This window comes from Koromonas soli (assembly GCF_059726265.1).
Window position 1 is genome coordinate 2,565,442 of the sequence record NZ_AP040872.1, and the last position, 23,644, is coordinate 2,589,085.

The following is a 23,644-nucleotide window of genomic DNA, read 5'->3' on the forward strand; positions in this document are numbered from 1 at the left end:
TGCTGAAACATTGCGCCGAGTATATTCGCCCCCGAAATTCGTGCGTAATAGATTTGTTAACTTTGGTTTCGAACCGTAACGACGGCCTGAGCACCTGCATACGTCCTAGCATGGGAAGCTTGCGTTTCTGAATACTCACCACCTCGCACCGCCTCAGCTCTTGCCGTACTGTTTCTTGCCGCCTTTGCCATCACCGCACACGTCGCCACATCGGCAGATGCCGTTTGCCCCCGGCCCGCCTTCGCGCTTCCGCTCGGCTTTGTCTGGCTTTCCATTCCCGCATGGAAATCCAAACGCGCCATCTGGATCTCCACCATCACCTGCGCTCTCGGCTTGATCCTGCTCACTTCCGCCTGCGGAGGCAGCAGCAGTTCCAAGCCCGCGCCCATCACGCCACTCCCGTCGGAAGCTACACCGCCACCGCCACCGGCACCTCCAGCGGCGGAGCCGCCATGATCACCAACCAGATTCAGGTCGTGGTAAACGTGCAGTAGCAATCCGTCTCAAACAGAAAGCCCCACGCGTCCACGTGGGGCTTTTTCTTATAAAGCGAGACCCCTACCTGATTCCCACCACCGCCAGCATTCTTCCCGTCACCCGATCCTTCCTGTACGAGAAGAACAAATCCGTCCTGCACGAAGTACACATATTCATCGACTGAATATTTTCTTCCGGCACTCCCGCATCCAGCAGTTGACACCAGTTCGCCTTCACCAGGTCCAGATGCCGCGACATCGCTGGCTCCCCATGCCCCGGCGCTCTCTGGTTCAAGAACAGCATCGGATACTTCGTCTTCAGGCTCCAGCTATCGAACACATCCTCGAACAGTTCCTTCGAGTAGGCGAATTGCGAATCGAATCTCGCCTCCACCTCTTCGCCAATCTCGTAGCAGCAGCCGCCGATTCCCGGCCCGATCACAGCGATCAGATTCTCCGGCTTCGATCCCAACTGCCTACGCATCTCGCCAATGCCTTTTTCCACGATGCGCTGCACCGTCCCGCGCCATCCGGCATGGAACACGCCCACCGCTTTCTTTTTCTTGTCGGCCACAATCACCGGAAAGCAGTCTGCCACCTTAATCCCCAGTAGCACTCCCGCCGTGTCCGTGATCAGTCCATCGCCCGCGGTCTCGACTACATTATTCTTCTTCAGCCGCGCCCACTCCGGCCCTTTCGCGCCATACACGTGATGAATCGCCGCCGAGTGAACCTGGTTCAGCAGCACCAATGGCCACAGTTCCCCATCCTCTTTCCGCGCCTTCAGCTTGCGCAGGAATCGTTCCCGATTGCGCAGCACGTTCTCTCGGGTATCTTCTTCGGTAAATCCCAAATTAAGCTGCTGACCGCCGTACTCTATCGTCACTCCGCCCTGCCGTGTGCTGAACCCATGTACCAGCCATGGAATTTCCGCCAGCTTCTCTGACGTGAGCACCTTCACCGTCGGCGCTTTCACCGGACGAGGGCTCGAGCGTTCGCGGTCGCGCTTTGCGCGCTGGGTCTTTAAAGCAGAGGCCGTCCGGCCCCCGGATACTGTTTTCTTCTGAATTGTCATTTCTTTCGATTGTAGCCGATCAGGAGTCTTCATCCGCCTAGCGAAATCCTCTCTCACCACACAGTTTTGCTGTACGATTCTGCGTTTTTTGAGGTACGCTACAAATCCCTTGCCCGCGTCCGTTGCGGGCTTCCTCCGAGTGGGATTAGAGTTCTAAACATGTACGAAGATTTCACCACCGTCGAGCGTTGGACCGGCAGCTCGGTCCGTTGCATTTATCAGTGCATCATTGTGGCCATTGCCACCCGACATGCCGATGCAGTTGACGTGAAGTTCCTCGTCAACGGCCGCACCGTCTGGATCGCTCTCGCGCATCCCGCCTGGGCTGAGCACAAGAAGCAGACCGGACACGTCATCACCGACCCACTCGCAGTTGAAATCGCAGGACACTACCTTCGCACCATTCTGGAGAATGGCGAGGAAAGCGGGCGCGATCTTTATACCCTCTCCACGGCCGAAACACTCGAGCACCTGGACGCAGTACTCAAGGAGGCGAACTTGCTCGCCAAGTAGAAGCGCTATGTTTCGCTTCTGCCGTGCGTTGTTGTAGAGGAATTTCCAGGCTGCTGCTGTAACGAGCCGAAGCTTTTTGTAACGAGTAGTACAGCACTTATAGGAGACCTTTCTTATGTCAACAGCCACACAGTCAACCGGAAAACATGCCGTGCCCCTGAGCAAGAACAAACACCTGCTCCGGTGGGTGGAAAAGATGGCCGAGCTGACCAAGCCAGCCGCTATCCATTGGGTGGACGGATCGCAGGAAGAGTACGAAGAACTCTGCTCCCAGCTTGTCGCCAACGGCACCTTTACCAAGCTCAACGAGGAGCTCTGGCCCGGATGCTACTACGCCCGCTCCGACGCCAGCGATGTCGCCCGTGTTGAAGACCGCACCTTCATTTGCTCGCAGTCCAAGGACAACGCCGGTCCCACCAATAACTGGGAAGACCCGTTCTCCATGCGCAAGAAGCTCAAGGGTCTCTTCGATGGAGCCATGCAGGGACGCACCATGTACGTGCTGCCGTTCAGCATGGGTCCTGTCGGCTCTCCCATGTCGCAGCTCGGAGTCGAGCTCACCGACTCGCCTTACGTTGTCGTCAACATGCGCATCATGACCCGCATCGGCCTGCCGGTCTTCAAGGAGATCGACAAGGACGAGAAGCGCGTCGTTCCTTGCATTCACAGCGTCGGCAAGCCGCTCACTGCTGGTGAAAAGGACGTTCCCTGGCCTTGCAATAAAGAGAAGTACATCGTGCATTTCCCCGAAGCCCGCGAGATCTGGTCCTTCGGTTCCGGCTACGGCGGCAACGCCCTGCTTGGCAAGAAGTGCTTCGCCCTGCGCATCGCCTCCACCATGGCCCGCGATGAAGGCTGGATGGCCGAGCACATGCTCATCCTCGGTGCCGAGAGCCCCGAAGGCGAAAAGACCTACGTCGCTGCCGCCTTCCCCAGCGCCTGCGGCAAGACCAACTTCGCCATGCTGATTCCGCCCGACGGCTTCGATGGCTGGAAGATCCGCACCGTCGGCGACGACATCGCCTGGATCAAGCCCGACGCCAACGGACAGCTTCGCGCCATCAATCCCGAGGCCGGATTCTTCGGCGTAGCCCCCGGCACGTCGATGAAGACCAACCCGAACGCCATGGCTGCGCTGTCGAAGAACACCATCTTCACCAACGTCGCGCTCACTCCCGAGGGAGGCGTCTGGTGGGAAGGCATGTCCGAGCCGCCAGCCGAGTGCACCGACTGGCAGGGCAACCGCTGGACCCCGCAGATCGCGAAGGAAACCGGCAAACCCGCCGCGCACCCGAACGCTCGCTTCACCGCGCCTGCCTCACAGTGCCCCACCATCGACCCCGATTGGGAGAATCCCAACGGCGTGCCGATTTCTGCCTTCATCTTCGGCGGACGCCGCCCCACGACCATGCCTCTCGTCTATCAGGCATTCAACTGGAGCGCGGGCGTTTACACCGGAGCCACCATGGGTTCTGAAATGACCGCAGCCGCTGCCGGAACCATCGGCAAGGTGCGCCGCGACCCCATGGCCATGCTGCCCTTCTGCGGATACCACATGGGAGACTACTTCCGTCACTGGATCAAGATGGGCCGCAATCTCTCAATCACGCCGCGCATCTTCCACGTGAACTGGTTCCGCAAAGGCGAAGACGGACGTTTCCTGTGGCCCGGCTACAGCGAAAACATGCGCGTCCTCAAGTGGATCATCGACCGCGTCCACGGCAAGTCGCTCGGCAAGGAAACGCCGATCGGCTGGGTCCCCCGCTACGAAGACATCGAGTGGAAGGGCTTCGACTTCCCGAAGGAAACCTTCGATCAGCTCCAGACCGTTGATCGCGAGAACTGGAAGCGCGAGGTAATTGGACACGAAGAACTGTTCATCAACCTCCACGACCACCTTCCGCCCGAAATGATCTACGAGCGCGAACTCCTCATCTGCCGCCTCTAAGATAGGCGCGAAGAAGATAACCCTCGGTGCCCCACCTCTGCCATCCTTTGGCAGAGGTGGGTTTTTTGATCTTGCTCCTGCCTTTGATCTTGCTTTTAAGGGTGTCATCCTGAGCCGCAGGCAAAGGACCCCAGCCGCCGTCCCAATCTCCTCCACCACTCCGGGTCACCTACCTCTTCCCACAAAAACTCCCCTCAATCCTTCCGCTCTGTTTATGATGGTTGCTGAGTTTCTCTAATACCTTGTAATGGATAAAGCACGCGTGCTACCTTGCGCCATCTTGTTTCTTACGCAATCACGCGCCTTTGAGGATCCTGAATGAGCTCACAAACCGTCCGACCCCCAGCCCCCGCGTTCCGACCCTATGTACCTGCCGACCGCCAGATGCCCGAGTTCACTCTCCGGGCGGTACTTCTGGGTCTCATCATGACGGTGATTCTCGGTGCGGCCAACATGTACCTCGGACTCCGCGCCGGCATGACCATCGCCGCCACCTATCCTGCCGCTGTCATCGGCATGGCGTTGCTGAAACTGGTCAAGGGCAGCCTGCTCGAAGAAAACATGGCGCGTACCATCGGCTCTATCGGTGAATCCGTCGCTGCCGGTGCTACCTTCACCATCCCGGCCTTCGTCATCAGCCAGATGTGGCCCGCCCTCGGTGCCGCCAACTTCTGGCAGGGCGCGGCTCTCATGATGGTCGGCGGAACCCTCGGAATCCTCTTTGTCACCCTCCTCCGTCGCGTCATGGTCGAGGACCCCGAGCTCCCCTTCCCTGAATCCGTCGCTGCCTCTGAAATCCACAAAGCCGGACAGCAGGGCTCGCGCGCTGCCAAGATCCTCTTTGCCAACATGGGTGTTGGCGCAGCGATTTTCTTCGCCGGAGCCGTCAACATCTTCAACGCCAGCAAAGAAGTGCTGGTCAACATCCCTGCTCTCTCCTTCGGTCTCAAGCTCGGACGCGGCACCGCCGCTCCGGTCGTCGCCACCGGCGGCGCTACCACATTCAGCGCCCCTGCCGTCAGCCCCGCCTACCTCGGCGTCGGATACATCATCGGACCCCGCCTCGCTGCCCTCAACTTCGCTGGCGGCTTGCTTGCTTGGGGACTCATGGTTCCGCTCCTCACCTACTTCCTCGGACCGCAGATCACGGCCAGCGCCGCCGCCTCCGGAACCACGGTTGATTGGACCGCCATCTCCAACGGTGTGTGGTTCTCCATCGTCCGCCCCATCGCCGTTGGCGGAATGCTTGTCGGCGCGGGCTTCACCCTTTTCCGTATGCGCAAATCGCTCGGCATCGGCATCCAGCGCGCCGTCAGCGATCTCAAGAAGACCGGCCAGGCTAAGCAGTCCTCCCTTCGCTATGAGAAAGATCTCAGCAGCAAGGTCGTATTCCTCGGACTCGGCATCGTCTTCTGCGCCATGCTGGCTCTCTACTTCTTCTTCACCAAGGTCATCATCGGAGCCGCCGTCGCCGCTGTCGTCATGATCATCCTCGGCTTCTTCTTCGCCGCCGTCTCCGGAAACCTCGTCGGCATGATCGGCTCCTCCAACAACCCGGTAAGCGGACTCACCCTCTGCACCCTGGTCATCTCGGCCCTCCTCATGATCGCCATTGGCGTCAAGGGAACTGCCGGAGTCGTCGCCGTCCTCGGCGTTGCCGCCGTCATCTGCGTCTCCTCAGCCGTCGCCGGTGAAATGCTTCAGGACCTCAAGGTCGGACACATCCTCGGAGGCACGCCCTCCAAGATGCAGCTCGGCGATCTCATGGGAGTTGTCGTCAGCTCCATGGCACTCTTCCCCGTGCTCATGATTCTCGACCAGGCCTACCACTTCGGCAGCAAGGAACTCCCCGCCCCGCAGGCCGGACTCATGGCTTCGCTCGCGCAGGGCATCGTTGGCGGCAACATGGCATGGCCTCTGGTCATCGTCGGAATCCTCATGGGATTTGCCCTCATCATGGTCGAGGTCAAGAGCCCCATGCTCTTCTCCGTTGGCATGTACCTGCCGCTCGAAACCACCTTCGCCATCTTCGTCGGCGGCGTCATTCGCTGGGTAACCGACATCATGCGCGACAAGGGCGTCTTCAACGATGCGCAGAAAGCCCGCATCGACAACGCCGGAGTCCTCACCGCCAGCGGCCTCATCGCCGGTGAAGCTCTCTGCGGACTCTGCGTTGCCGCCGTAAAAGGATTGAAGGCCAGCGGCAAGATCACATGGGATATCCCTGTGGTCTTCGCTCACCCGCACATCCTGAGCGGCTTCATCGCCCTTGCGGTGCTCGCCGTTCTCATGGTGCAGGTCCCCTTGCGCAACGCCGGACGCCCCGACGAGCCGGCCCCGCCGACCGCAATCATGTAGTCACGCGCATATCTGCGCAAAACCAAAGGCCCGCCGACTTCCATCGACGGGCTTTTTCGTGTCTCGCCTTAATCACTCTTATCCAGTATTCAGCCTTACCCTCGGTTGACGAATTCCCTCCCGCGACCTAGCCTTAAAGGCATATTTACGGTTTTCTTATTTATTCAAGGAAGGTCCTCATGGCTACTACTTCCACCTCGACTTCCACGCGCGTGCTCAATCAGGAGCTTCGCTCGCGCATCATGTCCGCCGACGAAGCCGCCGCCCTCATTCGCAATGGCGACAACATCGGCATGAGCGGATTTACCGGATCCGGCTACCCCAAGGAGATCCCCACCGCTCTTGCCCGCCGCATGAATAAGTGCCACGAGCAGGGCGATCCACTTCGCGTCGGAGTCTTCACCGGAGCCTCCACCGGCCCCGAGCTCGACGGTGCTCTCGCTGCCGCCAACGGTATGCAGGTTCGCCTGCCCTACCAGTCCGATCCCGCAGTCCGCCAGCGCATCAACGCCGGCGACATGGAATACATCGACATCCACCTCAGCCACGTGGCGCAGTACATGGAATACGGATTCCTCGGCAAGCTCGACATGGCCGTCATCGAGGTCGCAGCAGTTTATGAGGATGGCCGCGCCATCCCCTCCACCTCGCTCGGTAACAACAAGGCCTGGCTCGAGTGCGCCGACCGCGTCATCCTCGAGGTCAACTCCTGGCAGTCCATCGACCTCGAAGGCATGCACGACATCTACTACGGACTTGAAGCTCCCCCGCGCCGCGAGCCCATTCCTCTGCTTCGTGCCGGACAGCACATCGGCAGCCCCTACCTCCACGTTCCCATCGAGAAGGTAGTCGCCGTCATCGAGACCAACGCTCCCGACCGCAACACTGCTTTCAAGGAACCCGACAAGGCTTCGCAGCAAATCGCCGGTCACATCCTCGACTTCCTCGATTGGGAAGTGAAGAAGGGCCGCATGCCCGTGGACCTTCTGCCCATCCAGTCCGGTGTCGGCAACATTGCCAACGCCGTGCTCTTCGGCCTCAAGCAGGGCAAGTTCCAGAACCTCACTGCCTACACCGAAGTCATTCAGGACGGCATGATCGAGCTGATCAAGTCCGGCAAGATGGTCTCCGCCTCTGCGACGTCCTTCTCGCTCGGCCCTGACATGATCAAGGAGGTGTACGGCAACCTGCGCGAGTATCGCCGCAACGTCGTCCTCCGCACCCAGGACATCTCCAACAACCCGGGCATCATTCGCCGCCTCGGAGTCATTTCCATGAACGGCATGATCGAGGCCGACATCTACGGCAACGTAAACTCGACCCACATCATGGGCTCCAAAATCATGAACGGCATCGGCGGCTCTGGCGACTTCGCCCGCAACGCCTACCTGTCCATCTTCATGGCCCCCTCCCTCGCCGCCAAGGGAACCATCTCCACCATCGTTCCCATGGTCAGCCACGTCGATCACACCGAGCACGACACCCAAGTCCTCGTCACCGAACGCGGCTTGGCCGACCTGCGCGGGCTCTCTCCCAAGCAGCGTGCGCGCCTAGTCATCGACAACTGCGCCAGCGAGGAGTTCAAGCCGCTGCTCTCCGACTACTTCGACCGTGCGCAAAAGCAGTCCAGCGGACAGCACACCCCGCACATCCTCTCCGAGGCTCACGGCTTCCACGAGCGCTACCTCAAGACCGGCACCATGCGCCCCTAGCCTCAAACTGAAACACGAAAGCACAACAAAACCCCACATCCTCCGATGTGGGGCTTTCTTCTGGCTGCGCGAACCTTAAGCACCGCGGGTGTGCGGGTGCCCCATATACGCTTGCCTCTTTTGGCAAGCGCATGTGGGTTCTATTAAAGAAGCGCGAAGCGCCCTCCAAAGGTTCTTCTCTTGTTCTCGTTCTTTCTTGCTTCTGCCCTTGTTCGTTTCCCTACGAAGCCTTCGCCTGCTCTATCACCCCAGTGTCCGGCAAGAAAATCAGAAACACCGTCCCGCTCTTCCCCGGCTCCGTACAGCTTTTAACTCTCAACCACCCACCATGTTTTCTCACCACATCGCGCACTACCGCCAATCCCAAACCTGACCCACGACTTCCCTTCTTACTAAAAAACGGTTCAAAGATCGCCTTCAAATCTTCTTTTGGAATCCCACATCCATCATCGGCAAACGTGATTCTCAGCCCGCTCCTCTGCTTTCCCGACCACTCTCGTCCTGCAACCGCCCGGGCATGCATCCGTCCGCCGTCCGGCATCGCATCCGCTGCGTTCAGCAGCAGATTGCTGAACACCTGCCGCAGCTCACCTGGATACACCGGCAGTTCCGCCTCCGTTCGATATTTCGTATGTACAGATATTGATCGCGACTTCAGCCGTTGCGCGTAGAGACCCAGCACCGAATCCAGCAGCTTTGGCACATGAGCCATCTTTAGCGTCGGCTCATCTCTGTACCGGGAAAGCGCGCTCCGGGTAATGTGTGATAACCGCTTCAGCTCTTCTACCGCCATCGTTAGACACTCGCGCCCTTGGTCGCTCAGTCTCGCGTCTTCCTCCACGACGTACAGCAGACTCAGCACCGACTCCAGCGGATTGTTGATCTCGTGCGCTAGTGAAGCTGCAACCTCGCTCTGCGCTATTTCGTTGTTGTTTTGCAAACGCCACCTTGATGCACAGCAGGCCAGCGTGCGACCTCTAAGTAATCTGTGGATAGTAGTGTCCGATACCGCCGCAATTTCAATGGTTGCTTGAACCTGCGGGTGTTACCCACAAACGCGCTCCGCCCCATTCGGGCCACCGTGCGCCTGATTTGCAAGTTTCAATACTGCTTCCCGATTGCTTCGCCGCGCACGCACTTTGTGAAAGCACTACAATGTTTTGCCGAGAGAGGAATTCATGATCGCATTGAGCCGTGTCGCGCACACCCGTCTGGCCCGAGTGCTTCCGCTGCTCCCCTTCATTCTTTTCTGCACGTCATGCTCGGACTTCTGGGTATCTGACAGCTCCACTGGCTCGGTCACCATCAGCCCCACTGCGCTCATGCTCAAGGCAGCAACCTCGGCGGACACCCCTGGAGACAGCTCCACCGTCGCGCTCTCCGCCACAACCGTCGGCGGCGTCACCTCTGACCAGACCTCAGCCGCCACATGGACCAGCAGCGCACCCGCCGTAGCCACGGTCAATGCGGGCAAGATCACCGCTGTCGCCGCTGCTGCCGACCAGACCGCCCAGATCACCGGAACCTTCGGAGGACAGAGCGGCACTGTGAACGTCCTCACCTACACCGGCGCTGAACCCACGACCATCGTCGTCAGCTTCCCAAGCTCCGTCTCCCCCAGCATCATCAGCCCCGGACAGAAGTTCCGCGTCACCGCCACGGCGGCCCTCAGCGGCAACTCCAACCACGACATCTCCAACTACGTCACCTGGACGAGCAACACTCCCACGGTCGCCACCGTCGATGCCGCGGGCAATGTCACAGTCCTCACCACGGCCACCGCCGGAAACACCTTCGCCATCACTGCCACAGCCACCTTCGCCAACGGCACCGCCCAGGGCACCTCCACCACCTTCAGCATCCCCACCATCATTTAGCCAGCGGCATACCTGCACATAGCTAGCGGCATACCTGCACACCCTCGCTTGCGGTGAGGGTGTCGCTCCTGCCTTCGGTTTTGCTGCTGTTTGTTTTCGGTGTCATCCTGAGCCGCAGGCGAAGGACCTCGGGGTTGCTCTTGGTTCTGAGGTGTCATCCTGAACGAAGTGAAGGATCCCAGCGCCCTCTCATTCTCCACTGCCGCCTGAGGTCACCAACCACCGCACCGGGTTCCCATCCTTGAATTGCTCTTAGCCAATCGAACCTTCGGTGCCTCCTTCGCTGCATATGCGGCCCCCAATCCCATTCCGGTTCCAGCACATCATTCGCCAATGCTTCGCAGCCGTTCCCCTTACCTCTGCTGATGTACAATTTCCATGACGGCTCTAGGGCCAAATTCGCAATCATTCCAGAAAACTACATAAATGTCTGAAATCAGGAAAATTGGCATCTGTACCGGCGGAGGAGACTGTCCCGGACTCAACGCAGTCATCCGTGGCGCTGTAAAAACCGCCATCCTCAAGTATCGTTACGAGGTTATTGGCATTCGCGACGGCTTTGACGGCCTCATCTGGCCCGAAAAGAGCCGCCCCCTGCTGCTCAGCGATGTAAGCGGCATTCTGCCTCGCGGCGGAACCATCCTCGGCACCACCAATCGCGGCAATCCCTTCGCCTACCGCATGGGCGATGGCGAAGACTCTATCCGCGACATGTCCGAAGAAGTCATCCACAACGCCAAGGTGATGGGACTCGACGCCCTTATCGTCATCGGCGGCGACGGTACCCAGAAGATCGGCCTTGAGTTGGCCAAGAAGGGACTCCCCGTCGTTGGCGTCCCCAAGACCATCGATAACGATCTTTCCGCTACCGATGTAACCTTCGGCTTCGACTCCGCCATCCACGTCGCAACCGACGCAATCGATCGCATCCACACCACGGCCGAGTCGCACCACCGCATCATGATCGTCGAGGTCATGGGTCGCGACGCGGGATGGATCGCCCTGCACGCCGGTATCGCAGGCGGCGCACACGTCATCCTCATCCCGGAAATTCCGTTCACCATCGAGAACGTCTGCTCCTACATAAACCAGCGCCACATCTTCGGCAAGAAGTTCACCATCATCTCCCTCGCCGAAGGCGTAAAGGTGCCTGACGAGATCCTTCAGGACGCCATCCAGCGTTACGGCTCCGTCCCCAAGGGCATCAGCGTCGGCAACCTCATCGGCGAAGCCATCGCTCAGTGCGCCAAGAAGGAAGTGCGCGTCACCGTTCTGGGACACACCCAGCGCGGCGGCTCGCCCTCTCCAGCCGATCGCATCCTGAGCACGCGTTTCGGTGTCGCTGCCGTCGATCTCATCGCACAGCGCGGATTCCTCAAGATGGTCGCCCTTCGCGGAGGCCGTATTGAGTTCGTGGACATCGCGGAAGCCATCGGCAAGATGAAGGCCGTCGATCCCAAGGGCGACCTCGTCGCCACCGCCCGCGCCGTCGGCATCCGTTTCGGCGAAGAATAGTTCGTATGTAAGGTGCCCCACCCTTAAACTCGCCCCACGAGTTTAGGGTGGGGCAGTCACTAACCAAGCATTAATTTCCTCCCAAGCATTACCTTCCCCATCACTCTCTCAACACTCGCAATTTACTCCCAAAGTAATACCTGCCCTTCAGCCTCGATCTTCGACTTCCGAAAATTCCTCACCATTGCCCTTCTCGACACTCCGCCGCCACCTCCTATTTACCTCCAAGGCAATCCTTGCCATCCGCGCAACCATGTTTCCCAACTGTTCACTACCCCTTCGGAAGCCGTTCACTCTCGGGGCAACGTTTCGTCCCGCAGCGCCCGTGAGTTATAGTGGAGACTCATCCAGAAGAGAAGCCCTTGTACTCCCTGAAACATCGTTCCCGTTCGCTCGCCCAGCGCCTCTCGCTCGCTCTCGCGCTCGTATTGCCGCTGTTCTTCGCCTCCTGCAAGCACTCCGGCCCCGTCAGCGCCGGCGAAGTCATGTATGTCTCCGCTCCGCAGGGCAATCTCCGCGATCACGTCGCCACCGTTTATAACCGCGTGGGCACTGTAAAAAACGGCGAACGCGTCGAAGTCCTCGAGCGCCAGAAGCGTTTTGTCCGCGTCCGCACTGCCGATAAGCAGGAAGGCTGGATCGAGCTCCGTGCTCTCGTCGCACGTGATACCTACGATCAATTTCAGAAGCTAGCCAAAGACAACCACAACACTCCCGTCGAAGGCCGCGCCGTTACTCGCACCGAGTTGAACATGCATGTCACGCCCGGCCGCGAAACTGACACGCTCTACCAGCTTCCCGAAAATGCCAAAGTAGAGTTGCTCAAGCGCTCCACCGCTGAGCGAGCGACGCCCGAAGAAATCGCGGCGAAGAAGACCGAAGCCATCGCGAAAGCCGCAGGCGAGCCAACAAAATCAACCCCCAAACGCACCAAGCCCGCGCCGCCTCCTCCATCGAAGGCAAAGAACTCGCTGCCTCTCCCTCCGCTTCCGCCTACGCCTGCGCCGCCTCCCGATGCGTTGACCAAATCATCGTTGCCGCTGGAAACATCGAAACCCGGCACTCCCCCGCAGGAGCCCAAACCGAAGCCGTTCGATGATTGGTGGCTCGTGCGCGATCAGCAGGGCCGCGTAGGATGGGTCATCGCGCGCATGGTCGATATCGACATTCCCCTCGAAGTGGCTCAGTACGCTGAAGGCCAGCGCATCCAGGCCGCATTCGTGCTCAACACTGTTCAGGACGAAGAGAAGGGCGCGGTTGCGCAATACCTCGTTTTGCTCAATGAAAACAAGGATGGCATTCCTTACGACTTCAATCAGGTTCGCGTCTTCACCTGGAATCTCAAGCGCCATCGCTATGAGACCGGCTATCGCGAAAAGTACATCGTCGGCTACTTCCCTGCAAAGGTCTCAACCGAAGACTTCGGCAAAGAAGGCGTCATGCCCGTGTTCGCCATTCGCAAGCAGAACGTCGATGGTTCCATCTCCGAACGCAAGTATCGCGTCATCGGCAACATCGTACGGCAGGTTTTTGCCCCCGGCGAGCAGCCGGCGCAGAGTGCTCAATCGCCCGATGCCCCGAAAAAGAATCCGCCCGACTCCAAGTCTTCAGCACACGGAAAATCCATGGCACATCGCAAGAAGAAGGGTTGATCAGCAGGGCAACAACTCCAACTTATCTCCCAGTCAAACCATCCTTGCAGGGCCAAAACGAATCTTACTCCCTAGTTGTAATTTCGGAGGGTATGCCGTTATGGCCGAGAAGATCAAGAAACTGGACCTCCAAAGGGACTATAAGAAGTACCTGTATTTCATAGATGGTCAGGGAAATGTCTGCCACAAACCCAAAAACGGGGAAGGCGAATCGAAGGTTCTGGTAGAGCACGCGGTCGATCGCGACAACCAGTACCTTTACTTCATCGACAAAGAAGGCGACATCTCCCGCTCGCCACGCGGACAGAAGAAGAAGGCGGCATAGTCGGAGCACCTTTTGCAGAATGCGCCTATGTGCTCCACCACTGGTTCGGGTTGGAACATGTATGTGTTCCGCGACGGCAGACGAAGGATTGCCGGGGCTGAGCTGGTTTCGCACTTAGTCGATGCGCTTGTGCGTTGGCTCGGCTCTAGTGAGCACGATGAACAAGAGTTAGCGCTGGCTTCCTTGATTGCAGCAGGCGAACTCGAATGTGCTCTCCTCGACAGTTCCCAATCAGGTTCGAGTACAGCCTCGGAGATTACCGAGGCTGTTGCATTTGCTTTCCTTACCGGGGAGAAACATTCACTTCCATCAATCTTGCAAAAGGCTGAATTGATCTCTGCTACTGGCGATTACGAAATCGCGGTGCAGGAGGGTTTCGCCTACTACGCTCTTCATCCGCTGAAAATCAAGATGCTTTTGGACGGACTCAGCTTCCCGGGCAATACTGCAGTGATCGGCATCCGAAGCATCGGCGTGACTCTGAGTGCCGTGGCTTGTGCGGCTCTGCGGTTGCGCGGCTTCGAGTGCCCGCGGACCACCGTCCGCCCGACAGGCCATCCATACAACCGCAAGTTGCAGCTGACTGAACCGCTTTGTGAGTGGATCGCGAGTTCGCAAGATGCCGAGTTCCTGATTGTCGATGAGGGCCCGGGCATCAGCGGATCTTCCTTTCTTGCGGTTGCGGAAGCGCTGGTCGAATGTGGTGTAGATGCCAATCGCATTCACATGATCGGTAGCCGCAACGTACATCCCTCAGCACTGCGGGCCGACAATGCGGCCGAACGCTGGACGCGATTTCACTCCCACGTACTGCAGAATGCGCCCCTCCCTCCCGCTGGAGCAGACGAAGGTCTCTCTGGCGGAATCTGGCGGCAACATTTCTCATGCAATGAGAATTCAATTCCCGCAGCGTGGCCCACGCTCGAACCGGCAAAGTTCCTCGCCTGTGATCAGCAAAGCCTCTTCCGCTTCGAGGGCTTTGGACATTTTGGCGCGGAGATCGGCGAACGTGCAAAAACACTGGCCGCGCGGGGCTTTGCTCCTTGCTATCTCGGCAATTACTGTGGCTTCGGTCAATACTCGTTGGTCCGCGGCCGCATGCTTTCTGCTGACGATTGGTCATCAGAGATGTTGGAGAGAGTTGCCGATTATCTGGCGCTGCGATCTAAGGCATTTGTTACGGAGCGCGAGCAAACTCCAGAGTTGGAGAAGATGTTGCGCTGGAATTGGAGCCTGGAGTTTGGGGCCGAGTTAGACGAATCAGAATCGCACTTGGTTCAGCACCGGGTCGTATTTTGCGACGGCCGCATGATGCCGCACGAGTGGATTCGCTCTGACAATGGAAAGCTGCTGAAACTCGATGCAGGCTCCCACGGGGATAATCACTTCTTCCCTGGCCCGTGCGACATTGCATGGGACGTCGCTGGAGTAATTATTGAATGGGATTTGCAGGACGAGGCTCGTCACAGCTTTGTTCGCGAATACGAAGCGCGCTCGGGAGATGCAGTATCCGAAAGACTCGCGCCTTATCTGCTGGCCTACACGATCTTCTCTCTTGGCTGGTCCAAGATGGCATCTGTAGCGATGGCGGGAGAGTTTGATGAGGCGCTACTTACGCGCGACTATTGCCGCTACCGCGCTGTTGCGCTGCGATTGCGACCGGCTCCGACCAGCAATGTTGAGATTCCCGAAATCCCCCTGTCGAAAGAAAAGGCGGAGCCATCTCTGGGCTCCGCCAAAATTACATAACAGCGATATTCTTCTACTTCGAATAAAACTCCGCAATTGCTTCCACCACTCGGTGTTGCTCCTCATTCGTGAGTTCCGGGAAGATCGGCAGCGCGAGCACTTCTTTACAGGCGCGCTCGGCTTCCGGAAAATCGCCTTCCTTATATCCGAGATAGGCAAAACACTGCTGCAAGTGCAGCGGCACAGGATAATAAATTTCGCAGCCAATCTGGCGCTCCTGTAGAAATGCTCGAAGCTCATCACGGCGGTGAGTCCGGATGACGTACTGATGGAAGATATGTTTTGCCTGCGGAGCCGTTGTAGGCAGCGCCACGGGATGCGACTGATCGACATGTGTCGATGTGCCGCGAGTTTGGCTCAGTCCAGCTTTCTGCAGCATTTCGTCGTAGGCGGCTGCAATCTCTCGACGACGATCGTTCCACTTCTCGATGAACGTCAGCTTAATCCGCAACACCGCTCCCTGGATGCCGTCCATGCGGGCATTCCAGCCGATCTCTTCGTGATAATAGCGGCGAGCCGCGCCATGGTTGCGTAGGCGCTTCATGTGCTCGCCGATCTCAGAGTCTACGCTCGTTGCCGCTCCTGCATCTCCGAAGGCGCTCAGGTTCTTCGTGGGATAAAAGCTGAAGGCAGCTGTGCGGCCCAGTGTTCCGGCATGACGACCATTCCATGTAGCTCCGAATGCCTGCGCCGCGTCCTCGACAATTGTCAATCCACGGGTGGCAGCAACCGCGTCGAATGCGTCGGCATCGACACACTGGCCATAGAGGTGGACGGGCATGATGCCCTTGAGCTTCTCCGGACGCTGCTGGTCAATGGCATGCTCAACAGCTCTGGCGGACAGGTTGAATGTTGCTGGATCGATGTCAGCAAAAACCGGACGCGCCCCGCAGCGTGTGATCGAACTGGCCGAGGCAAAGAACGTAAATGGCGAGGTCAGGAATGTGTCACCTGCACCTACGCCAACGCCAGCTAACGCCAGCCACAAAGCGTCCGTTCCCGAAGAACATGCCACGGTCGCAGCAGCCCCGAGGTACACTGAAATTTCGCGCTCCAGTGCGGCCACTTCATCGCCGAGCACCAGCGACTGCGACTCGCAGACCTGGTCAATGGCAGCACGCACCAGCTCACGAATGGTGACATACTGGCGCTTAAGATCGAGCATAGGAACTGGCGTAAGTTTTGTGGCAGAAGTAGTTGTCATGAAGGGAAAGAACTCCGGATGAACGTAAATCGATTCTAACATCCGACTGGGTGGTGACGCCGCTTGGGCGCGGGCTGTGACTCTCGTCACAGCTTTACGTGACTCTATTTTCTACAACTATAGTACTTAGAACTTTCAGTCTGGGGTTGGGAATCGGTCCTTCGCTGCATGCGAGGAAAGAGGAAGATTGGCCACTGCAGATCAGAGCGCGTTGGGCAGAGCGCAGAGCCACGCTCCAGTGTCGCGTCTGAAACTCATAATTCGCGGTGCCGTCCAAGGCGTAGGCTTTCGTCCGTTCGTTTATCGACTGGCCACCGACCTTTGTCTGAACGGCTGGGTCAACAATACCGCGAACGGCGTTTTCATTGAAGTGGAAGGCGCACGAGATCGAGTCGAGCAGTTCCTGCTTCGGGTAGAGCGTGAGAAACCTGCTATCTCATTCATCCAAAGTCTTGAAAGCAGTTTTGCCGACGCGGTTGGTTATACAACATTTGAGATTCGCAAGAGCGAGGGCGGAGAGAAGACTGCACTCGTCCTGCCTGACATTGCGACCTGCCCTGAATGCCTGAGTGAGATTCTCGATCCCGCGAATAGGCGATTCCGATATCCGTTTACGAACTGCACCAACTGCGGTCCCCGCTATACGATCATCGAATCTCTTCCCTATGATCGTCTGCGCACGACGATGAAGAAATTTGCGATGTGTCCTACGTGCAAACGCGAGTACGGCGATCCCACCAATCGCAGATTTCATGCGCAGCCCAATGCCTGCCCTGAGTGCGGACCGCAATTGGAACTGTGGAGCACATTGGGGGAAGTACTCGCGCATCGCGAGAGTGCACTGCAATTGGCCGCATCAGCTATTCGCGAAGGAAAGATCGTTGCCGTAAAGGGATTGGGCGGCTTTCATCTGATGGTCGATGCTCGCAATGAACAAGCGGTACAAACGCTTCGCCAACGCAAGCATCGTGAAGAGAAACCTTTCGCACTGATGTTCCCAACCGCTGAAGGCGTATTAACGGAGTGCGAACTTTCGACTCTGGAGGAGCGACTGCTGCGCTCGCCGGAGTCGCCAATTGCGCTGGTGCGGCGTAAGACGAGCGACAGGTCAGAGTTAGCCCCATCCGTTGCGCCAGGAAATCCGATGCTCGGAGTCATGGTCGCCTACACGCCACTGCATCATCTGCTGATGCGGGAGTTGGGCTTCCCTGTGGTTGCGACCAGTGGCAACCTGAGCGATGAACCGATCTGTATTGACGAGCAGGATGCGCTCGAAAGATTACGCGGGATCGCAGATTTGCTGCTTGTACACGACAGGCCCATTCTGCGCCATGTCGATGACTCGATCGTACGCGTGATGGCCGGACGCGAAATGGTGATGCGTCGGGCTCGCGGATTTGCTCCGCTCCCCGTGCGACTTGAACAAGAAATGCCAAAACTGCTGGGCGTGGGCGCGCACCAGAAGAACACTATTGCACTCTCGGTGGGGCGGCAGGTATTCGTCAGTCAGCACATAGGCGATCTCGAAACCGAACAGGCCAGTGCGGCATTTGAGCGAGTGATCGATAGCCTCAAGAATCTCTACGAAGCTACACCCGAAGCTGTCGCCTGTGATCTTCATCCGAACTACATCTCCTCCGAATACGCGCATCGCGTTTGCGAAAAGCCAAGCGGGGTGCAACATCACTACGCGCATGTGCTGGCATGTATGGCCGAAAACGAAGTGCACGCACCAGCTCTCGGTATCGCATGGGATGGAAGCGGCTGGGGTCCGGATCAGACGGTGTGGGGCGGCGAATTCCTGAAGATCGATGAATATGGATATACTCGCGCGGCCCGGCTGCGCCCGTTCCGGCTGGCAGGAAGCGAACGCGCCGTACGCGAGCCACGCCGATGCGCGCTCGGCATGCTGTTCGAAGCGCAAGGCTGTGACGTCTTTGCCAACGACGAACTCCACGCGGTTCGCACCTTCCCTGCTGCAGAGCGCAAGATCATCTCGAAGATGCTGGAACAAGGACTGAACAGCCCATGGACCTCGAGCGCAGGACGGCTGTTCGATGCTGTTGCTTCGCTGATTGGAATGCGGCAGTTTGCGCGTTTCGAAGGACAGGCTGCGATGGAACTGGAGTGGATGGCTGCTGAGAGCGATGAATGCGGAGCTTACCACTTCGATGTCGTCGAACCCTCAACTTCAGATGCGCCTGCCGAGTTGGATTGGGCACCCATGCTAAGTGAGATTCTTGAAGAGATCTCGCAAGGCGCTACGCAGGCAACCATGGCGCGAAAATTCCATAACACGTTGGCAGAGATGATCGCTCGCGTAGCGGCTCGGCATGCAGGAATGCCGGTGGCACTAAGTGGCGGATGTTTTCAAAATCGACTGCTCACCGAGCTGACGGTAGCGCGGTTGCAAGCGGATGAGATTAAGGTTTATTGGCATCAGCGAATTCCTCCGAATGACGGCGGAATCGCGCTGGGGCAAGTGGTGGCGGCAGCACGAGAGTTGAGATTCCAGGAAAGCGCGAAGGAGCGGATATGTGTCTAGCGGTGCCGGGAAAGATTGTCAGCGTGAGCGGCGAGGATTTGGCGCGACAGGCGCGAGTGGATTTCGGCGGAGTGCTGAAAGAGGTGAATCTAGCGTACGTTCCCGAGGCCAAAGTCGGTGAGTACGTACTGGTGCACGTCGGCTTCGCCATCAGCGTGGTGGACGAAGAAGAGGCCGGCAAGGTCTTTGGATATTTGAAAGAAATGGGCGAACTGGGCGAACTCGCCGAATTGTCGCCGGATCCAGGAGCAAAGCAGTGAAGTTTTCATCGGAATATCGCGACGCAAATGCTGCAAAGGGATTCGCGCAGGAAATTCGGCGAATCACGACACGGCCATGGACGCTCATGGAAATATGCGGCGGACAGACCCACGCCATCGTGAAATTTGGGATCGATGAATTGCTGCCAAAGGAGATCGAACTGGTGCACGGTCCGGGCTGCCCGGTGTGCGTCACTCCTCTGGAGTTGATCGACAAGGCAGTGAAGATCGCTCAGCGCAAGGATGTGATCTTCTGCTCTTTCGGCGACATGCTGCGTGTGCCGGGGAGCGAGGTCGATCTATTCGGCATCAAGGCGCGCGGCGGAGACGTGCGAATCCTCTACTCGCCGCTTGATGCCCTCAAGGTCGCGAAGGAAAACCCGACGAAGGAAGTTGTCTTCTTCGCCGTGGGATTCGAGACAACTGCTCCCGCTCACGCAATGGCCGTGTTTCAGGCGAAGCAGCAAGGGATCAAGAATTTCTCCGTACTGGTCTCACACGTGCTCGTGCCTCCGGCGATGGAGGCGATACTCGGTTCACCGACCAATCGCGTGCAGGGCTTCCTCGCCGCGGGACACGTCTGCGCCATCATGGGTTATGACGAGTACATTCCAATCGCCGCGAAATATAAGGTCCCCATTGTGGTCACCGGATTTGAGCCGCTCGATATTTTGCAGGGCATCGCGATGTGCGTTGCGCAACTCGAGCAGGGCCGCCACGAAGTCGAGAACCAGTACACGCGAGCGGTAACGGAAGCGGGCAATCGTCCGGCGCAGCATTATGTCAAGGAAGTGTTCACCATCGTGAACCGCAAGTGGCGCGGCATTGGCGAAATCGGCTCGAGCGGCCTGGGACTGCGTCCCGAGTATTCTGAGTACGATGCCGAATTGAAGTTCAACGTGGAGAACTATACCGCCGAGGAGAGCCCGCTGTGCATCAGCGGCCTGATTATGCAGGGGCAGAAAAAACCGCATGAATGCTCGGCTTTCGGCAAACAATGCACGCCGGAGAAACCGCTCGGTGCACCAATGGTCTCGAACGAAGGTGCCTGCGCCGCGTATTATCGGTATCGGCGCGCCGAGTTGGCCGCAGCAGGGAAGGTATAACGATGAGCACCATCAAAGACTTCACGCTGAGCTGTCCTATGCCAATCACCGACTATCCCACGGTGACGCTGGCGCATGGTGGCGGCGGCAAGCTGATGCATCAACTGATCGAAAAGATGATTTTGCCGGCCTTCAACAGCCCGCTGCTCGAAACGCGGCATGACGGCGCGGTATTTGACTTGGGCAACACGCGGCTGGCGTTTACGACCGATTCCTATGTGGTCAATCCTCTGTTCTTCCCGGGCGGCGACATCGGCTCGCTGGCCATCAACGGTACAGTGAATGACCTCTCGATGTGCGGCGCGAAGCCCGTCTATCTGAGCTGCGGATTGATCCTTGAAGAAGGGCTGCCGATGGAAACGCTCTGGGCGGTGGTGCAGAGCCTGAAGCAATCGGCTGAAGCCGCAGGCGTGCAACTGGTCACGGGCGACACAAAGGTCGTCGATCGCGGCAAGGGCGATGGCGTTTTCATCAATACGGCCGGAGTCGGATTGATCGATCACCAACTGACGATCGGACCGGCAAGCGTGAAACCTGGAGACGTCATCCTGCTGAGCGGCGACATTGGCCGCCACGGCATTGCCATCATGGCAACGCGCCAAGGATTGGAATTCGAATCGGCAATCGAAAGCGACTGCGCTCCGCTGAACGGAGCGGTGCAGGCGCTGATCGCAGGAGGCGTAGGCGTGCACTGCCTGCGCGACCTTACCCGCGGAGGGCTGGGCACGACATTGATTGAGATTGCCGAAGCCACCGGAACGCAGATCATGATCGACGAGATGAAGATTCCTGTACGCGACGACGTAGCGGGAGCCTGCGAAGTGCTGGGATTTGATCCTCTGTACCTGGCCAACGAGGGACGCATGATTGTCTTTGTGCCGGAGGAGCAGGCTGCACGTGCATTGGAACTGTTACGCACGGATAAGCACACGGCAGGCGCAGTGGGGATTGGGCGCGTGACCGAAGAGCGCGGCGGCGTGGTGAAGATGAAAAGCCGCATTGGCACCACTCGCGTCATCGATATGCTGAGCGGAGAGCAATTACCTCGAATCTGTTAGCAGGGTTGGTGAATCAAATCCTTGTCGTCTCCTGCGGCCCTTGCGGGCCGCTTTTTTATTGCGCGAACAGATGAGTGCCGACTGCGATACTCTGATCACGAGGACAAATCTATGACCGGGATTCGGCTCTACTCCTACGTACTGCTCGATGTATTCACGAGAAACGCACTCGAAGGCAATCAGCTGGCAGTCTTCACCGATGCCCGCGGCCTGAGCGATACGGAGATGCAGCGATTGGCGAAAGAGACAAACCTGTCGGAGACGACGTTTATTCTGCCGCGTTCGGCTGAAAAAGAACGTGAGAGAGGCGTGCGGGTTCGCATCTTCACCACGCAGGAAGAACTGCCTTTTGCCGGACATCCAACGTTGGGAACCGCCTGGGTTCTGCACCAGCAACGTGGGAAGCAAACAATTGAACTTGATCTGAACGTCGGCAAGATCCCCGTCGAATTTACCTCCTCCGCTGAAGGTTCTCTCACTGGCGAGATGCGCCAGCGCGACCCTGAGTTCGGCGAGGTTTACGGCGCCGCCATGATTGCGAAAGCGACTGGCGTGCCGCTGGAATTCTTCGACACGGAACTACCGATTCAAACCGTATCGACCGGGACCCCGTTCACCATGGTTCCGCTGAAATCGCTCAATGCGATGCGCCAATTGCACGTGGATCAACGCTCTGCCGCAGAGTTCACGAGCGAGCACGATGGCAAGTTTTTCTACTTCATTACGCGAGAGACAGTCACTCCCGGAGCAACCCTGCACGCACGGATGCAGTTCTACAACGGCGAAGACCCCGCGACCGGCTCTGCCGCCGGATGCTGCACCGCATGGGCCGTGAAGCACGGCGTGCTCGCGAGTGAGGTGCAGGGTTTGATCGAACAAGGGCTCGAAATCGGTCGGCCAAGCTTCATACGCATGCGCGGGCGCAAAACCGCCGATAGCGTGACCGATGTGCGCGTCGGCGGCGAAGTGGTGGAAGTCGCGCGCGGGGAGTTTCTACTCAACAGTTAAGGGCACGATGATGCTGCCCAGTTTGCCGCTAAGATTGTCGCGCACCGCCAGGCGCAGAATATAAACGCCATGAGCAAGTTGGAGGACGCCTCTGTAGAGCAAACCATTCTGGCGGAGATTGGCAGCTTCTTGAGAATTGAGTTTACGGTGGATGATTTGCTCGACCGTCGCCGCCGTGTTCCCGGATCCATCCTGAGCCACACCATGAATCTGAAGATCGACAGTCACGAGGGCGTGCGCGAACGCCCGCAGCGCGAATTCAATCGAAAGAGGTAAACCTGCTGTCACCCAGACCAGAGCCTTGCGCCCTGGAACTCCCGCGTAAGCATTAGCAATCTGCCGCAGGCAAGCAGTTGTGTCCATGACGTCGAGGCGATGGGCCAGATCGATCTCGCCAGGTGTGGGCAGCACGAAGCCACCGACTTCGAACCTGGCAAACTTCGCAACCTAGCAAAGCCACGGGGTGAAGGATATCTGTGTGGATGGCGAGGTGGTCGAGGTCGCGCGAGGCAAGTTTGCGTTGCAATCAACAGGGCGGCCTTAGTTTTCAACGTATTTCGTGGGGTTGCCGTTCGCGGCATCATGACCGAGTTGCAAATGGCTAACTGGGCACTTGTCAGAGTTACAGCTTCTTCGTAGGATTCCTGACACCGCTTAACCTGACGATGCGCCACGTCGTAACGATCCATGCAGTCTGGGTCGCAGGAGAAATTGAGCTATTCCCGATGACTGTAAAGAAGACGATTCTGTGTGTGGATGATGAGCAAAGCCTGTCCATCCAGAAGCTAACGCTTGAGACACGCGGGTATCGCGTGATGACTTGCAATACGGCGCTGCAAGCGATGGAAATTTTCAATCATCGCAGCGTGGATCTGGTTTTGAGCAGTTTAAGTCTTCCTGATACTTCTGCAACTGACCTGGTGAGCCGCATCAAAGCGCGCGCGCCGGAAGTCCCCATCATCCTGCTGAGCACACAAATGCGCGCTTTCGACACTGATGCCCCGGCCGATCTTCTGCTGCGGAAAGGGACTTTCGCTCAATCAGAACTTTTGGAGCGCATACGCCTGCTGCTGATCAAGCGCCGCGGTCCACGTCGCGCGCTGCCGTCGTCAGTCGTAGCCAACGCGCAGGCCTGCTGAAAAATCCCTGAAATCCTCATCTAAGGTGTTCCTAGAGGAGTGCCTGCCCTTAGAAGCTGCTCCGTGTCAAAGCATGGAAAGAGCTTTATGCGGCTGAATTGATCAGTCTTTCTAACCATCTTCT

General features: G+C 58.1%; 20 protein-coding genes. 16 read left to right on the forward strand and 4 right to left on the reverse strand.

Features of this window, described 5'->3' with window-relative positions:
* The first annotated feature begins 281 nt into the window (after positions 1-281).
* Positions 282-494, forward strand: coding sequence for a hypothetical protein (locus tag AC6IY8_RS11225; RefSeq protein WP_497774554.1), 213 nt, complete (start codon positions 282-284; stop codon positions 492-494).
* A gap of 64 nt (positions 495-558) precedes the next feature.
* On the opposite strand, the gene pgeF is transcribed toward AC6IY8_RS11225, so the two are convergent.
* On the reverse strand, positions 559-1,584 hold the full coding sequence (pgeF, locus tag AC6IY8_RS11230; protein WP_497774555.1) for a peptidoglycan editing factor PgeF: 1,026 nt from the start codon (positions 1,582-1,584) through the stop codon (positions 559-561).
* Between the two features lie 126 nt (positions 1,585-1,710).
* On the opposite strand from pgeF, the gene AC6IY8_RS11235 reads away from it, so the two are divergent.
* From AC6IY8_RS11235 to scpC, 4 genes are all read left to right on the forward strand, one after another.
* Positions 1,711-2,064 carry a hypothetical protein gene (locus AC6IY8_RS11235; RefSeq protein WP_497774556.1) on the forward strand — a complete coding sequence of 118 codons (354 nt, stop codon included), beginning with the start codon at positions 1,711-1,713 and terminating at the stop codon, positions 2,062-2,064.
* A 115-nt stretch (positions 2,065-2,179) separates the two neighbouring features.
* On the forward strand, positions 2,180-4,012 hold the full coding sequence (locus AC6IY8_RS11240; protein ID WP_497774557.1) for a phosphoenolpyruvate carboxykinase (GTP): 1,833 nt from the start codon (positions 2,180-2,182) through the stop codon (positions 4,010-4,012).
* A 318-nt stretch (positions 4,013-4,330) separates the two neighbouring features.
* Positions 4,331-6,370 carry an OPT family oligopeptide transporter gene (locus AC6IY8_RS11245; RefSeq protein WP_497774559.1) on the forward strand — a complete coding sequence of 680 codons (2,040 nt, stop codon included), beginning with the start codon at positions 4,331-4,333 and terminating at the stop codon, positions 6,368-6,370.
* 179 nt (positions 6,371-6,549) lie between these two features.
* A complete protein-coding gene (scpC, locus tag AC6IY8_RS11250; RefSeq protein WP_497774560.1) occupies positions 6,550-8,082 on the forward strand; it encodes a succinyl-CoA:acetate CoA-transferase ScpC in 1,533 nt (510 codons plus the stop codon).
* Between the two features lie 220 nt (positions 8,083-8,302).
* Here scpC and AC6IY8_RS11255 read toward each other — a convergent pair whose 3' ends face one another.
* The gene (locus AC6IY8_RS11255) at positions 8,303-9,022 is read right to left on the reverse strand and encodes a sensor histidine kinase (RefSeq protein WP_497774561.1); all 720 of its coding nucleotides are present in this window, start codon (positions 9,020-9,022) and stop codon (positions 8,303-8,305) included.
* Positions 9,023-9,260: 238 nt separating this feature from the next.
* On the opposite strand from AC6IY8_RS11255, the gene AC6IY8_RS11260 reads away from it, so the two are divergent.
* From AC6IY8_RS11260 to AC6IY8_RS11280, 5 genes are all read left to right on the forward strand, one after another.
* On the forward strand, positions 9,261-9,959 hold the full coding sequence (locus AC6IY8_RS11260; RefSeq protein WP_497774562.1) for an Ig-like domain-containing protein: 699 nt from the start codon (positions 9,261-9,263) through the stop codon (positions 9,957-9,959).
* Positions 9,960-10,385: 426 nt separating this feature from the next.
* On the forward strand, positions 10,386-11,474 hold the full coding sequence (locus tag AC6IY8_RS11265) for a 6-phosphofructokinase (protein WP_497774563.1): 1,089 nt from the start codon (positions 10,386-10,388) through the stop codon (positions 11,472-11,474).
* Between the two features lie 362 nt (positions 11,475-11,836).
* Positions 11,837-13,126 carry an SH3 domain-containing protein gene (locus tag AC6IY8_RS11270; protein ID WP_497774564.1) on the forward strand — a complete coding sequence of 430 codons (1,290 nt, stop codon included), beginning with the start codon at positions 11,837-11,839 and terminating at the stop codon, positions 13,124-13,126.
* A gap of 100 nt (positions 13,127-13,226) precedes the next feature.
* Positions 13,227-13,451 (forward strand): hypothetical protein, encoded by a 225-nt coding sequence (locus AC6IY8_RS11275; protein ID WP_497774565.1) that lies wholly within the window; start codon positions 13,227-13,229, stop codon positions 13,449-13,451.
* A 12-nt stretch (positions 13,452-13,463) separates the two neighbouring features.
* Positions 13,464-15,200: a hypothetical protein gene (locus AC6IY8_RS11280; RefSeq protein ID WP_497774566.1), complete on the forward strand. Its 1,737-nt coding sequence runs from the start codon at positions 13,464-13,466 to the stop codon at positions 15,198-15,200.
* A gap of 13 nt (positions 15,201-15,213) precedes the next feature.
* On the opposite strand, the gene AC6IY8_RS11285 is transcribed toward AC6IY8_RS11280, so the two are convergent.
* Positions 15,214-16,404 carry a DegT/DnrJ/EryC1/StrS family aminotransferase gene (locus AC6IY8_RS11285; RefSeq protein ID WP_497774567.1) on the reverse strand — a complete coding sequence of 397 codons (1,191 nt, stop codon included), beginning with the start codon at positions 16,402-16,404 and terminating at the stop codon, positions 15,214-15,216.
* Positions 16,405-16,591: 187 nt separating this feature from the next.
* On the opposite strand from AC6IY8_RS11285, the gene hypF reads away from it, so the two are divergent.
* The 5 genes from hypF (at position 16,592) to AC6IY8_RS11310 (ending at position 22,381) form a co-directional block, all read left to right on the forward strand.
* Positions 16,592-18,949 carry a carbamoyltransferase HypF gene (gene hypF / locus AC6IY8_RS11290; protein ID WP_497774568.1) on the forward strand — a complete coding sequence of 786 codons (2,358 nt, stop codon included), beginning with the start codon at positions 16,592-16,594 and terminating at the stop codon, positions 18,947-18,949.
* A gap of 2 nt (positions 18,950-18,951) precedes the next feature.
* A complete protein-coding gene (locus AC6IY8_RS11295) occupies positions 18,952-19,209 on the forward strand; it encodes a HypC/HybG/HupF family hydrogenase formation chaperone (RefSeq protein ID WP_497774569.1) in 258 nt (85 codons plus the stop codon).
* The gene (gene hypD, locus AC6IY8_RS11300; RefSeq protein WP_497774571.1) at positions 19,206-20,315 is read left to right on the forward strand and encodes a hydrogenase formation protein HypD; all 1,110 of its coding nucleotides are present in this window, start codon (positions 19,206-19,208) and stop codon (positions 20,313-20,315) included. The genes AC6IY8_RS11295 and hypD overlap by 4 nt, the downstream gene beginning before the upstream one ends.
* Positions 20,316-20,317: 2 nt before the next feature.
* Positions 20,318-21,373 (forward strand): hydrogenase expression/formation protein HypE, encoded by a 1,056-nt coding sequence (hypE, locus tag AC6IY8_RS11305; protein ID WP_497774572.1) that lies wholly within the window; start codon positions 20,318-20,320, stop codon positions 21,371-21,373.
* 111 nt (positions 21,374-21,484) lie between these two features.
* Positions 21,485-22,381: a PhzF family phenazine biosynthesis protein gene (locus AC6IY8_RS11310; protein ID WP_497774573.1), complete on the forward strand. Its 897-nt coding sequence runs from the start codon at positions 21,485-21,487 to the stop codon at positions 22,379-22,381.
* Here the strand turns inward: AC6IY8_RS11310 and AC6IY8_RS11315 are convergent.
* On the reverse strand, positions 22,367-22,792 hold the full coding sequence (locus AC6IY8_RS11315) for a hypothetical protein (protein WP_497774574.1): 426 nt from the start codon (positions 22,790-22,792) through the stop codon (positions 22,367-22,369). The two genes, AC6IY8_RS11310 and AC6IY8_RS11315, sit on opposite strands and share 15 nt — an antisense overlap.
* Before the next feature lie 314 nt (positions 22,793-23,106).
* Here AC6IY8_RS11315 and AC6IY8_RS11320 point away from each other — a divergent pair, with 314 nt between their 5' ends.
* Positions 23,107-23,520 (forward strand): response regulator, encoded by a 414-nt coding sequence (locus AC6IY8_RS11320; RefSeq protein ID WP_497774575.1) that lies wholly within the window; start codon positions 23,107-23,109, stop codon positions 23,518-23,520.
* The last annotated feature ends 124 nt before the right edge of the window (positions 23,521-23,644 follow it).

What these genes read in the sequence shown, in the direction of transcription:
- AC6IY8_RS11225 (WP_497774554.1), top strand. Translation starts at nt 282, where the DNA reads ATGGAAATCCAAACGCGCCATCTGGATCTCCACCATCACCTGCGCTCT.
- pgeF (WP_497774555.1), bottom strand. Translation starts at nt 1,584, where the DNA reads ATGAAGACTCCTGATCGGCTACAATCGAAAGAAATGACAATTCAGAAG.
- AC6IY8_RS11235 (WP_497774556.1), top strand. Translation starts at nt 1,711, where the DNA reads ATGTACGAAGATTTCACCACCGTCGAGCGTTGGACCGGCAGCTCGGTC.
- AC6IY8_RS11240 (WP_497774557.1), top strand. Translation starts at nt 2,180, where the DNA reads ATGTCAACAGCCACACAGTCAACCGGAAAACATGCCGTGCCCCTGAGC.
- AC6IY8_RS11245 (WP_497774559.1), top strand. Translation starts at nt 4,331, where the DNA reads ATGAGCTCACAAACCGTCCGACCCCCAGCCCCCGCGTTCCGACCCTAT.
- scpC (WP_497774560.1), top strand. Translation starts at nt 6,550, where the DNA reads ATGGCTACTACTTCCACCTCGACTTCCACGCGCGTGCTCAATCAGGAG.
- AC6IY8_RS11260 (WP_497774562.1), top strand. Translation starts at nt 9,261, where the DNA reads ATGATCGCATTGAGCCGTGTCGCGCACACCCGTCTGGCCCGAGTGCTT.
- AC6IY8_RS11265 (WP_497774563.1), top strand. Translation starts at nt 10,386, where the DNA reads ATGTCTGAAATCAGGAAAATTGGCATCTGTACCGGCGGAGGAGACTGT.
- AC6IY8_RS11275 (WP_497774565.1), top strand. Translation starts at nt 13,227, where the DNA reads ATGGCCGAGAAGATCAAGAAACTGGACCTCCAAAGGGACTATAAGAAG.
- AC6IY8_RS11285 (WP_497774567.1), bottom strand. Translation starts at nt 16,404, where the DNA reads ATGACAACTACTTCTGCCACAAAACTTACGCCAGTTCCTATGCTCGAT.
- hypE (WP_497774572.1), top strand. Translation starts at nt 20,318, where the DNA reads ATGAGCACCATCAAAGACTTCACGCTGAGCTGTCCTATGCCAATCACC.
- AC6IY8_RS11310 (WP_497774573.1), top strand. Translation starts at nt 21,485, where the DNA reads ATGACCGGGATTCGGCTCTACTCCTACGTACTGCTCGATGTATTCACG.
- AC6IY8_RS11320 (WP_497774575.1), top strand. Translation starts at nt 23,107, where the DNA reads ATGACTGTAAAGAAGACGATTCTGTGTGTGGATGATGAGCAAAGCCTG.